At 36.4% G+C, this 12,773-nt stretch carries 8 protein-coding genes; 4 read left to right on the forward strand and 4 right to left on the reverse strand.

The window, feature by feature from the left end; translation table 11 throughout:
- Positions 1 to 150: 150 nt before the first annotated feature.
- Both H6G25_RS16910 and H6G25_RS16915 read left to right on the forward strand, forming a co-directional pair.
- On the forward strand, positions 151 to 630 hold the full coding sequence (locus H6G25_RS16910; RefSeq protein ID WP_190393493.1) for a YbjN domain-containing protein: 480 nt from the start codon (positions 151 to 153) through the stop codon (positions 628 to 630).
- 145 nt (positions 631 to 775) lie between these two features.
- Positions 776 to 1,501, forward strand: coding sequence for a biotin/lipoate A/B protein ligase family protein (locus H6G25_RS16915; protein WP_190393494.1), 726 nt, complete (start codon positions 776 to 778; stop codon positions 1,499 to 1,501).
- A gap of 176 nt (positions 1,502 to 1,677) precedes the next feature.
- Here H6G25_RS16915 and H6G25_RS16920 read toward each other — a convergent pair whose 3' ends face one another.
- From H6G25_RS16920 to H6G25_RS16940, 4 genes are all read right to left on the reverse strand, one after another.
- The gene (locus tag H6G25_RS16920; RefSeq protein WP_190393495.1) at positions 1,678 to 2,466 is read right to left on the reverse strand and encodes an ABC-2 family transporter protein; all 789 of its coding nucleotides are present in this window, start codon (positions 2,464 to 2,466) and stop codon (positions 1,678 to 1,680) included.
- 282 nt (positions 2,467 to 2,748) lie between these two features.
- Complete coding sequence (locus tag H6G25_RS16925; RefSeq protein ID WP_190393496.1) at positions 2,749 to 3,729, reverse strand: ATP-binding cassette domain-containing protein; 981 nt, start codon at positions 3,727 to 3,729, stop codon at positions 2,749 to 2,751.
- Between the two features lie 200 nt (positions 3,730 to 3,929).
- Positions 3,930 to 8,924 carry a type ISP restriction/modification enzyme gene (locus H6G25_RS21330; RefSeq protein WP_242035004.1) on the reverse strand — a complete coding sequence of 1,665 codons (4,995 nt, stop codon included), beginning with the start codon at positions 8,922 to 8,924 and terminating at the stop codon, positions 3,930 to 3,932.
- Between the two features lie 349 nt (positions 8,925 to 9,273).
- Positions 9,274 to 10,338 carry a mannose-1-phosphate guanylyltransferase gene (locus tag H6G25_RS16940; protein WP_190393497.1) on the reverse strand — a complete coding sequence of 355 codons (1,065 nt, stop codon included), beginning with the start codon at positions 10,336 to 10,338 and terminating at the stop codon, positions 9,274 to 9,276.
- A 268-nt stretch (positions 10,339 to 10,606) separates the two neighbouring features.
- Between H6G25_RS16940 and H6G25_RS16945 the strand changes: the two genes are divergently transcribed.
- Together H6G25_RS16945 and H6G25_RS16950 are read left to right on the forward strand one after the other, a co-directional pair.
- Complete coding sequence (locus tag H6G25_RS16945) at positions 10,607 to 12,112, forward strand: LCP family protein (protein WP_190393498.1); 1,506 nt, start codon at positions 10,607 to 10,609, stop codon at positions 12,110 to 12,112.
- 113 nt (positions 12,113 to 12,225) lie between these two features.
- Positions 12,226 to 12,723, forward strand: a complete 498-nt coding sequence (locus tag H6G25_RS16950; protein WP_190393499.1) for a pentapeptide repeat-containing protein — start codon at positions 12,226 to 12,228, stop codon at positions 12,721 to 12,723.
- Positions 12,724 to 12,773 lie beyond the last annotated feature (50 nt).

The raw sequence follows: 12,773 nt of genomic DNA on the forward strand, positions 1-12,773 counted from the left end.
CAAAAAAGATTAAAGCAAATTGAATATATATCTAATGATTTTCATGTACGCTGATGCTAGGGCCAGATTAACAAGCAAAGTAGATACTGGCATTTCTGGTAGCATCATAGTAGATTACACTAGGAACTATATTTTTGGAAAAAAATCTGTATGGCAAGCTACCTAGAAACCCAATCTCCAGAAGAGTTGCTTGATCAAGTTATGCAAGAAACCACACCGCTTAATCATGTAGAAGTTATTGAAAATGTGATTAATACTCTAGCGGAAGATCAAAGTGCAATGGTGAGCCATTCGTCCCAGGGTGGGTATTTGTGGAAATTCCAGTATGGGAGTGTAGAAGTATTTGTACAGTTGACGGGAACTACTGATGAGGATACAATTACGGTTTGGTCTGCTGTGCTAACACTACCAGTTCAAGATGAGGCCAGATTAACACGCTATTTGTTAGAATTGAACTGTGTTAGTACCTTTGAAGCCCGTTTTGGGATTATTGACAATCAAGTGGTGGTGATTTCTACACGCACCTTAGCAGAGTTGTCTCCGGGGGAAGTTTCCCGGATCATTACTATCGTTGCAACTATCGCTGATGATAATGATGAATATCTGCAATCTGAGTTTTGTAAAGTGTAGGTATTTGCGGTATAAATTATGTTTATTATGTTTCGCGCTAAGACGCAAAGGAGCAAAGCCGCAAAGAAATACCTTGATTTTGTGGTTTAAATACATGAAAACTGCTGTAACTATTTTAGTATTTTAGCCTGGGGGTTGACTTTTAATGCCTGAGCAGCGGGTATGGCGACTTATTCCGATTTTAGCAGCTTCTGGTTCTATCCAGATGGCTATAGACCGTTGGTTATTAGTACAGCATGAGTTGGGAAAATGTTTACCAACTTTACGTTTTTATACTTGGTCTCCCCCGGCAATTTCTCTGGGTTATCATCAACGTCAATATCCTGAATTTTGGCAAAATTTAATCTGGAAAGGCCAAAAATTGGATTTGGTGCGTCGTCCTACTGGTGGGAGAGCGGTTTTACATCAAGGTGATTTAACTTACTCTGTTGTCAGTTCTGGAGTCAGGGGAAATACTCTAGAAATATATGCAAAGATTTGTGAATTTTTAATCCAAGGATGGCGATCGCTTGGTATAGAGTTGTACTATGGTCAGGCTGGACGCGGTTATATTCATAATCCTAATTGTTTTGGAACGGCCACTGGTGCAGATTTGGTTTTAGCAGATGGTTCTAAACTCATTGGTAGCGCCCAATTACGCAGAGGTGACGCAGTTCTTCAACATGGTTCTATAAGATTAAATCCAGATGGGGATTTGTTTGTTAAGGTATTTAATCAGGAGTTTTTTGATTTCATTCAATTTCCTGAAAGTATTAATCAAGAAACAATTATTAAGGCTTTAATAGCCGCAGCTTGTGATTGTTTTGCTATGGAAATAGAGGTGATACCTTTGTCTGAAAATGAGTGGAATTTGATTTTAGCAGATTGTTGATTAGGGTCAGTTTTTGTCCTTTTATAAGTAATAAAAATTACTTTATGTGCGACAATGGAACGATTTTGCATAAGTAAAAATCTACATCATAAATAGGTTAATACTTGTACAATTTCATTTACACCTCGCTAAACAAAACTAAAACCCTAACTAAGACCTAATAAATTAAGACCGTATTAAGCCCCCATACCAGAATAGCGTTTTAAACCCTTACGCCATAAAAAACGATTAGCGCCCAAAAATACAAGAAACCAACCAATAATTGACAAAAATCCCCTAGTTAAATTTACAGGTAGTCCCACCAAAATACTGGCTGGGAAATTAATCATGTAGGGAAAAGGTGTTAACATAACTATGTTTCTGATATTTTCAGGAAAGACATCTAAAGGTGCTATTAAACCCGATAAAAATAGAAAAAACAATAACCATAAATTTTCTAAAGCTGCTGCTCTTTCGGTCCAAAATGCAAACATAGCAAAGGTATATTGAATGATAAATCTTAAAGCAAAAGCCATAATTGCTGTCAAGATAAATAAGCATAAATTACCTATATCAGGAAACCAAAAGGCTTGGGGATAGAGAACAAAAAAGAATGTGGATAAAAGTAATACAAAAGGCATTCGAGCGACTCTTTCACCTAAATGACTACCAAGATGATGCCAAATTGGATCTAAAGGCTGTAATAATTTTAGAGAAAGTTTACCTTCTAATATTTCTTTTTCAAAGTCATAAATTACCCAAACTACACTAATTTGTTTAGTCAGGAAAACAGCAAAGAAATACCGAGCAAAATCCACAGGTTGAAAACCAAATTTACCACTTTCGGCTGCTTGTACCCAAATACCCATCATAATCATTGGTAGAGAACCTGCTAGAACCCATAGGATTAATTCTGAGCGATATTCCAGCATATAAGCATAGTAAACTGACAGTAAAGTTAAGGCTTTTTTAATCGCTTTTTTCATAGGTTACAGGGAACAGGGAACAGGGGACAGGGGACAGGGGACAGGGGACAGGGGACAGGTTACAGGTTACAGGTTACAGGTTACAGGTTACAGGTTACAGGTTACAGTCCAGTCCCCTCCCCTTACTAAGGGGAGGGTTAGGGTGGGGTTTTCAAATAAATCCTTTTTGAAAAACTCGATAAGTGACAGGTTACAGGTTACAGGTTATAGGTTACAGGGGACAGGTTACAGGTTACAGTCCAGTCCCCTCCCCTTACTAAGGGGAGGGTTAGGGTGGGGTTTTCAAATAAATCCTTTTTGAAAAACTCGGCCAATGACCTCTTCTACTGGTGGTTCTGTAACTGTTAAATCTACCACTGCTAAATCAGCTAAAATCCGGGATACAGTCTGAGTTAATGCTTCTTGTTGAACAATAAATCTTACCGCTCTTTCTTCGACCATTTGTACATCACCATAGGACATAAGTTGTGCTAATGGTAATGCTTGAGCTAATTCGACATAAATTTCTCGATAGGGAGCAAAACTTTCTAATAATCCCTCTAAGCTACCATCATACATTAATTTTCCTTCGTGAATTAATAATACTCGTGGACACAAAGCTGTAATATCAGCCATATAATGACTGGTTAATAATACAGTTGCTTGATAAAGTTGATTATATTCCTTTAAAAATTGACGGACTCCTACCTGAGCATTAACATCTAACCCTAAAGTGGGTTCGTCTAAAAATAAGATTTGGGGACGGTGTAAAAGTGCGGCTAATATTTCGGCTTTCATTCTTTCCCCTAATGATAATTTTCGCACCGGTTGAGTTAGTTTACCTTCTAAACCCAACATTTCTGTTAATTCCCCAACGCGACGCTGAAATTCTTTATCAGAAATATTATAAACTGCGGCGTTAATTTTGAGAGAATCTAAAGCGGGTAAATCCCAGATTAATTGCTGTTTTTGTCCCATGACTAAAGTGATTTTTTGGAGAAATGTTTCCTGACGACGAAAGGGAACAAAACCACCGACCTTAACTACACCACTCGAAGGATGAATTAATCCTGTTAGCATTTTTAAAGTCGTAGTTTTCCCTGCACCATTGGAACCCAAAAAACCGACAATTTCCCCAGGTTCAATAGTAAAGGAAACGTCTTGAACGGCTTTAATTAAACGATAATTACGACGAAAAAAGTGGGTAATTGTTCCTCTTATTCCTGGATTTTTAATTGCTACTGGATAGGATTTATTCAGATTTTCTGCAACAATAATTGACATAGGGGAATAGGGAATAGGAAATAGGGAATAATATTAATTATTGCATATCATTGGCTAATAAACTAACTGATCCTGGTTATCCTGATTCGGACTATAATAATGTTGAACGCAGATAAACGCAGATAAACGCTGATGGTTTTATGGTTATTCCGTTTATTTGTAGGGGTAATTCATGAATTACCCCCTAGGTTGATTGTATATTACCATTCATTCAATGCTGGTAAGCTTTTAACAATTCTCACGGTTTCTAAGCTGACTCTCACAATCCTTTTGACTAAATCCACTATATAACGGGGATTTTCTGACCAATGGTTAGGGTCATTAATTATGCCACTATCCTTATCTTTGGTGACTTTGTACCTTTCCATAATCCATTCTAGGGCTGATTTGCCATTTACTATATATTCGTAGGCTTCTAGGGGGATTTGGGATAGAGTAAGTTTACTATTATAGATGATGATGGTTTTATCTAGGCCGTTTTTATTCTTACCAAAGACCATTTTTTCGACTTGATAATCTTGGTGATCTAAATATAAATCTTTTTTAAATTCTTCTAATTCATAAGGTTCTATGGTTTCATAGTTGAGATGATAATACGCTAATTCTCTTCCCGCTTTACTGAATGTCCAAAAATCGGCTGTAAAGGGGATTCGTGGTAACATTTTCTTCAGGTCTGACGCAAAGCGTTGTTTATATTCGGGTGAATGTAATACTCCATAAATGTAATAGAAGATATCTGATTTGGTGATGGTTGTGTCTTCATATTTTTGCTGATATTCTTTTAATATGCTATCGGGGATGTTTTCTTTTTTGGTGTATTGTTCTGTGGTTGCTGTTGCAAATAGTTCTCCTAGTTCGCTTTGTTTTTCGTAGGTATACAAGGGGAAACATAGGTTATTAGATTGTAATTGAACATCTGGTAATTGATTTACAATATAGCAATTAAAATCTTTGTTAGCACCTATTCCAGTTATACAAATAATTTGATTTTCTACTAAATTATTTGGGAAAGATATTGGCATTTTATATACATATTCATTAAACTCTCTACTGAAATAAAGCCATTGCTTACAAAAAGGACGATATATAGCAATCTTAATAGATTCTGCTTCTAAATCTAATTTTTCGTTTTTACTTAGCCTTTTTTTTAGTCCTCTTGTCCAACTTATACATTTTGGATCATTATTGATTTCATCCTTACCTATTTGATTATTGTAAACTTCTATCATTCTTTTCATATTATATAAAACAGAGGAATAAGAAAAGTTATATGTCCAAGAATCTCTATTTGTTTGAAGTCCATTGGATGAAAGTATAAAAATATTTTTTTGTTCTTTTTTATCACCCAATGAAATAAAACTTTCAAAATCATCATTGCGTTGGTTAATCCAATCATAATTTTCATTAGGGGTTATTTCTTGCCATTTCATAGTAGAAATATCACCTAAATTTTTAATAATATCTAGTTTTTCTGTTCGTTTTAAATAGTCACCAATATCATGATAAAAAAGTTGACAATTTCCTTTATTTTCGGGATTTTTAATAAGTACAGTAATAGCTATTGGTGCTAAACTTCCTCCTTTTCCACCTAATGCAGCAAATAAAGGATGTCCTTCTTTACGACAAGTTTCTCCAGAAGTTCTTCCATTTCCTCTTAAATTAAAGTAATAAATACTTGTAAAATCATCTACTAAGCATTTTCTTAAACCATCAGCAGAGTTGCTATCAAGAAAAGAACCATTTGTAACAAAACAAACTATACCTTTATCTTTAATTCTATCAGTTGCCCAACGAATAGCCCTAATATAAGAATCATAAAGGCTGTTTTTATTCGTAGCTGTGGAATATTTAGCGTAACTATTGGCAATTTTTTGATCTAAATTTTCATATTTGAGATTTTGATTATTGTCATTAGCACTTTTTTGTCCGCCAGAATAAGGAGGATTACCAATAATCACAGTAATATCCCTTTGCTTTTGATTAATTACCCGTTGATTATTTTCAGGAAAGATACTTTCTAACAAATAACCTTCATTTTCAAACATTTGAAATGTATCAGTTAAAACAATGCCATTAAAAGGTTGATACCCCCCCCTTACCCCCCCCTTATTAAGGGGGGGGGAATCTAAGCCCCCCTTTGCAAGGGGGGTTGGGGGGTATTGAGTTAAAAAATGATAACTTTCCTCAATATTAATTGCTGCAATATAATAAGCTAATAAAACAATCTCATTACAATGTAACTCATAACTAAACTTCCGTTGTAAATCCTCTGGTTTAATTAACCCACTTTGCAACAACCGCACCATAAAAGTACCCGTCCCAGTAAAGGGGTCTAAAATATGCACACCTTCATCAGTTAAACCCACTCCAAACTCTTGTTTTAAAGCAAAATCAGCACTTTTAATAATAAAATCTACCACTTCCACGGGAGTATAAACAATTCCCAATCTTTCTACCAACCGGGGAAAAGCCGCACGGAAAAATTTATCATATAATTCAATAATGATCCGCTGTTTTCCTTCCGCATTATCAATACCACTAGCTTTTTTTCTGACACTTTCATAAAACTTGTCTAAAGTCTTGACTTCTTTCTGCAAAGATTGACCTTCTAACACATCTAACATTCTTTGCATTGTCTGGGAAACCGGGTTATATTTAGTAAATTCGTAACCCTCAAACAAAGCATCAAAAACCGGTTTGGTAATTAAGTGTTGAGATAACATTTCAATGGCTTCATCTTCGGTGACATTAGGATTAATATTTTGATGTAATCCTGTGATAAACTCATCAAATACTTTTTTCGCTTCCGATTCTGAATTTTCTAATAAAGCCTTAATTCGGGAAATGTGAGTATCAGCAATCTCCGCTACATTTTTAGCCCATTTTTCCCAATACTGTCTATCACCACATTTAGTAACTATTTTCGCATAAATGGCATTTCTCCATTCTTCAATGGGAAAATTTAATTCTAATTGTTTGTAAGAACTGCCTTTTTTTGCACTTTGAGAACTACCATCATTTTCAGTTTTACCTCCCACTCCAATAACAGCAATTTGGGGAGGACGACGTTTATTTAATTCTATTTTATTGACAGTATCATTAAATCTTTCATCATGAGAACGTAAAGCCTGTAAAACTCGCCAAATTACCTGATATTTTTGATTATCTTTTAAAGCGACTTCGGGAGGTATATCAGCAGGAATACCAACCGGTAAAATGATATAACCGTATTTTTTCCCCTCAGCTTTTCTCATCACTCTACCAACGGACTGTACCACATCCACGACAGAATTACGAGGAGTGAGAAACATCACAGCATCTAACGCAGGAACATCCACACCTTCGGATAAACACCGCGCATTTGATAAAATTCGACAGATATTACCGCTATTTCCCCCCTTTGTAGGAGTTAGGGGAAGTTCAGCTTTTAACCATTCTAATTTACTGTTTCTTTCTAAAGAATTTTGAGTACCATCAACGTGGTCTAAATTACATTCTAAGAAATCTTCATCATCAGGATTCAATTGTTGATATTGATTAATAATATCAGCGAATACATCAACAATCTTTTTAGAATCTTTAATACTACGAGAAAAAGCCACTGCACGTTTCATAGGGTTATTATCTTCTATATCTTCTCCCGTTGCATCTTTGAGTAAACGTTTAGCTAAACCATTCCAACAACCGACAATTTTAACTGCATCATCTAAATTTAACTCATTATTTGCGTCTGCTAATTGTTGTTGAAAAGTTGCGCTAACAAATTTTTCATCAACAGCTAAAACCATCACTTTATAATCAGTTAATAAACCAGTGCTGACAGCTTCCCCAAAATTTAACCTATGAAATTCTTGACCATAGATATCTACATCATCCATTGAACATAAAAAAGCGTCGTTTTCCTGTGCTTGGACTTTGGTATCATCACTGTAAATTTTCGGGGTTGCTGTCATATAAAGACGTTTTTTAGCTTGGATAAAATCTTGATTATGTACCTTCACAAAATAAGATTCATCTTCACCAGCAATAGTTACTCCTGTGGTTCTATGGGCTTCATCACAGATAATTAAATCAAACTCTGGTAAACCTTTTTTCTGTGCATCGGAAATTGCTTGAATTGATTGATAAGTTGAGAAAATAACGGTTAATTCTGATTGATTATGTTGATTTTGATTTTGTAGAGACGTTGGATTTTTTTGTAGAGACGTTGGATTTTTTTGTAGAGACGTTGGATTTTTTTGTAGAGACGTTGGATTTTTTTGTAGAGACGTTCCATGGAACGTCTCTACATTTGGGGTATTATTAACATTTGCGGTATTATTTTCACGGATTTTTTGATAGGATTTTATAATATCTTGGGCGTTAGTAGTGGGAGGAAACGCTAAATCATTAACAGTAATATCTGCAACATCATCATTTTTAGATTTTTTCTTATTTTTACCCACATTCACATCAGAACAAACTGCAATACTATGAAAATTAATATCAGTTTCAGCAGTCCATTCTCGCAAAGTTTGGGAAAGTAAAGAAATAGAAGGAACTAAAAAGAGAATTAAATTATTTTCTTTAGGGAAATTTTCCGCAATTTTCAAAGCAGTAAAGGTTTTACCCGTACCGCAAGCCATAATTAATTTACCTCTATCTCCCGTTTTAAACCCAGCGAGGACTTTTTCTAAAGCGGTTTGTTGGTGGGGACGAATTTGTTTTTTAGGTTTAAGTTCTAAATGATCAGGATTTTTTAAACTGAATTTATCCCAATCAATGGGACTATTTTGTAAAGCAAAAATATCAGCACGAATAACAGGAATTTGTTGATTTTCTAATGCTGCTTCGGCGTTTTTACTCCATTTTGCAGTAGTAGAAATAATCATCCGTGTTTTAAATAAATTTGTCCCGGAAGCGGTGAAAAATGAATCTATATCTGATTTTTGTAAAGTGTAATCTAAATCATAACATTTACATTGAATAGCACAATAATCTCCAGTATTGCGCTCTACTGCTACTAAGTCAATTCCTGTATCTGGCATATTTCCGCGTTTAGGGAAATCCATCCATAACCAAACTTGGCTAAAATGGTCTTTATAAAAGGGATCAGTTTTGAGATAATTTAACATTAATCTTTCAAATTTATCACCTAAATCACGGGGAGAGGTGGAAGTTGATTGAATTTCGTTTAATGCTTTGTAAATAGTCATTTTTATATTTCTCCTTTTTTTTAGATCCCCTTCTCGTTTTCTCTTTCCCACCCAGAGCATGGCAATGAGACTATGGATTAATATAATAACTACACTTACGTATAGTTGTAAAGTCCTGATAGGATTAATTTATATTAACTTGTATTAACTTATATTAACTTCTGCTGACTTTTTATCAAGAAAACTTTGCACCTTCGCATCTTAGTGGAAAATATGGGAAAGATAAAGATAATTAATACCGCTATTATGCAACACCAAAAAACAGGCTCAAATCTGTTATTTCACAGAATACAATATATAAGTTATAATGAGTAACAACAGTTTGAGCTATCTACCAAGATTTTAAATCCTATAATAAGTCCGTAAATCGGCCATCGTTTTGCAAAGTTTTCAGGATCTGCTTAATTTCCTGGGTACGATCCTTCTTCACTACTAGGGTAACATTGCGATCGCGGACAATGACCACATCTTCTAAACCGATAGTAACAATTACATCATCAGGATTGGAGGCATAAATAATAGCTCCTTGAGTATCTAAGCCAACATGAGTAGCAAGTTCTACATTAGGATTATCCTCTTGTTTTAGCAAACGTTCAATAGCATTCCAATCACCCAAATCATCCCAACCAAATGCCACAGGTAAAACATAAGCTAAACTAGTTTTTTCCATCAGCGCGTAATCTATACTTTTTTTAGGTAACTGGGGATAAATATCAGGGCCATATTGTTCTAAAGGTTGGATAATTTCCGGTGCATGAGTGCGTAATTCTGCTAAAACAACACCGGCTTGAAAAACGAACATACCACTATTCCAGCTAAACCGTCCCGTAGATAAAAAAGTTGCGGCCGTTTCCCGGTCCGGCTTTTCAGTAAAACGGTGAACATGATAAGCTGGCAAGCTATTAAAGTCACATAATTTTTCACCTTGCTCAATATAACCATAGCCAGTTGATGGAAAATTAGGTTTGATCCCCAAGGTCACTATTGCCGGGGTACTTCTTGCTAACTCGGTAGCAGCAGACAGGGTAGCTAAAAATACCTCTGGGTCAGCAATCCAGTGGTCAGCCGGGAAAAAACCAATCATAGCGTTTTCTCCGTAACGCCTTTTAATTTCTAAACTTGCCCAAGCCACAGCAGCAGCAGTGTCTCGTCCCACGCATTCAATGAGTAAATTTGATTCTAGTAAATCAGGAAGTTGTTCTCTCACCCCTTGGGCAATGGCGCTAGAGGTAATTACCCACAAGTTTTGCCAACCGTCAGCTAATGGTAACAATCGTTCAGCAGTTGCTTGTAGTAAGCTTTTAGAGCTACCATCAAGACTTAAAAATTGTTTAGGTTTGTCCAGTCGGCTCAAAGGCCAAAAACGTTCACCTTTACCACCTGCTAAAATCACAGGAAAAAATAAATTATTCATACTGGAAAGCATACCCAATGCAGAACAATACAAGTTTACATCCATTTAATTTTGTTAATTTTGAATTTTGGATGATCTTGACTGATAATTTCGGTTAGTTAAGTATGTTGTAATTATCACAGATTAAAACTGTGAGAACGGTAAAACCCAACAAAATCTGGCTGATGCTTTTCTAAAATCCAAAATTTGCACTGTCAACTTTTACAGTGGCAATATTTGTAGCTTGTATTAACATACCTTTAAGGAGTGGTTGAGTGGGGAGAAAATTGTGATTAAACAAATTCAATGGTTAGAAAATCAGGTTATACCTCAACAGGTAACAGCGCCAGAACAGGAGGTGAAACAGCCACCAGTTCAAAAGTCAGAAAATCAGGTAACACCTCAACCGGTAACAGTGTCAACCCCCCTGGCAAAACCGCCAGAATCAGTCTACTCTTCTCGTAACGTCGTGGAATCAGTGGGCGCTATTCCCAACGAACTCTATGAGCGACTAGGCTTATCAATTCCCCGCTGGTTATTGTGGGTGCTAACCGTTGTTCTAGGCATCACTGTATCTGGTTTATTAGCATCCAGTTTAGCACTATGGACTCCTCTATGGAGCAATCTAGACCAAACGAAAGATGATGAATTTGGTTCTCATAAACAAGATCAAGTCAAAGTACCTGGAGATCTATGGACTAAGCTTTCTCAGTATAAACTATCAAGACCCATGAATATTTTAATTATGGGTATTGAACCAGTTGCGGGGACTGTAGACGGTTCACGGGAAAGTTTTGCTGGTAAAAGTGATACCATGATGTTGGTGCGCTTAAATCCCAGTGATCAGACGATTCGCGTTCTGTCAATTCCCAGAGGGACAATGATAGCTATCCCGGAACAGGGCTTAACTAAGGTATCTGAAGCTAATGCTAAGGGTGGTCCAGTTTTAGCCGCACGGGTAGTTAGTCGCAGTTTAAACAATGCTCCTATAGATCGATATATCCGCATTTCAACTAGTGGCTTCCGCCAATTAGTTGACCAGTTGGGTGGAGTAGATGTATTTGTCCCCCAAACTATGAATTATCAAGATCGCTCAGGTGGGTTGTCAATCAATTTAGTCAGCGGTTGGCAAAGTCTTAATGGTGAACAAGCAGAACAGTTTGCCCGCTTTCGTGAAGAAGGTATGGGGGATTTACCCAGAGTTCAGCGACAACAAGCACTAATCACTGCTCTCATGCAAAAGCTCAACAGTCCCACTGTTTTACCCAGGTTGCCCCAATTAACTCGCATTATGCGAAAGTATTTTGATACCAACCTCAAAACGGAGGAAATGATGGCATTGGCGAATTTTTCCGTGAATGTAGAACGAAATAATTTCCAAATGGCAATGTTACCCGGTACTTTTAGCAAGTTGAGTCAAGATGCTAATAGCTATTGGTTAAATATGACTGGTCAACAAAGCTTGTTAAGTGATTTTACTGGTGTAAATGTCGCTGGTATTACGTCGGATACCAGGCCTATTTCTGCCCGGAGAGTTGCTGTTCAAAATACTACTAATCAACCTCAGCTAACGGAAAGGGTAATTACCTATCTTAAACAGAAGGGTTTTACTAATGTTTACCCAGTTCCAGACTGGCCAGATACCCAGAATCAAACTCAGATTATTGTCCAAAAAGGCAACCGAAAACCAGGAGTTGATTTGCAACAGGTTTTAGGTTTAGGACAAGTTGAGGTTTCAGGCAACGGTGATCTAGAATCTGACCTGACAATTCGCATTGGTAAAGATTGGAAATAAGGAACTTGGTCACGGGGAATAGGGAATAGGGGACAGGGAACTGGGAAGGGGAAAGGGGGGAACTTTCCCTTGCTATAACGACAATTTTTAACGCCAACCTACTTAGCAAGTTTATGAACAAAATTTTGTTAAGATATTTAACTTTAATTTCTATTTTGGCGGGATTGTGTATTATGCTTCCGCAAGTAACATTGGCTCAAGTTAATACCATTAACTACAGTAATGCTAACTTAAATAATCGTGACTTTTCCTATACTGATTTTGTCGGTGGAACTTTTGTAGCAGCCGAAATGCGGGGAACAAATTTCCAAGGTGCAAATTTAACTAACGCAATTTTTACCAAAGGCGTTTTATTAAAGGCTAATTTAGAAGATGCAAATTTAACTGGCGCTTTAGTTGATCGTGTTACCTTAGATGGTGCTAATCTAAGAAATGCCGTTTTTACAGAAGCAACTTTGACCCGCAGCCGCTTTTATGATGCTGATATCACTGGCGCTGATTTTACAAATGCAATCATTGACCGTTATCAAGTATCGCTGCTGTGTAAAAGAGCAAATGGTGTTAATTCTGTAACTGGTATTTCTACCCGCGACAGTTTAGGTTGTCGTTGAACAATTGACAACTGACAACTGACCACTAAGCTGTACTGCATTTAGTTTGT

This window comes from Dolichospermum sp. FACHB-1091 (assembly GCF_014697585.1).
In the GTDB taxonomy this organism is placed as follows: Bacteria; Cyanobacteriota; Cyanobacteriia; order Cyanobacteriales; family Nostocaceae; genus Dolichospermum.

Bases quoted from the DNA above. Each gene is read 5' to 3' on its own strand.
- H6G25_RS16910 (WP_190393493.1), top strand. From the start codon at position 151: ATGGCAAGCTACCTAGAAACCCAATCTCCAGAAGAGTTGCTTGATCAA.
- H6G25_RS16915 (WP_190393494.1), top strand. From the start codon at position 776: ATGCCTGAGCAGCGGGTATGGCGACTTATTCCGATTTTAGCAGCTTCT.
- H6G25_RS16920 (WP_190393495.1), bottom strand. From the start codon at position 2,466: ATGAAAAAAGCGATTAAAAAAGCCTTAACTTTACTGTCAGTTTACTAT.
- H6G25_RS16925 (WP_190393496.1), bottom strand. From the start codon at position 3,729: ATGTCAATTATTGTTGCAGAAAATCTGAATAAATCCTATCCAGTAGCA.
- H6G25_RS21330 (WP_242035004.1), bottom strand. From the start codon at position 8,924: ATGACTATTTACAAAGCATTAAACGAAATTCAATCAACTTCCACCTCT.
- H6G25_RS16940 (WP_190393497.1), bottom strand. From the start codon at position 10,338: ATGAATAATTTATTTTTTCCTGTGATTTTAGCAGGTGGTAAAGGTGAA.
- H6G25_RS16950 (WP_190393499.1), top strand. From the start codon at position 12,226: ATGAACAAAATTTTGTTAAGATATTTAACTTTAATTTCTATTTTGGCG.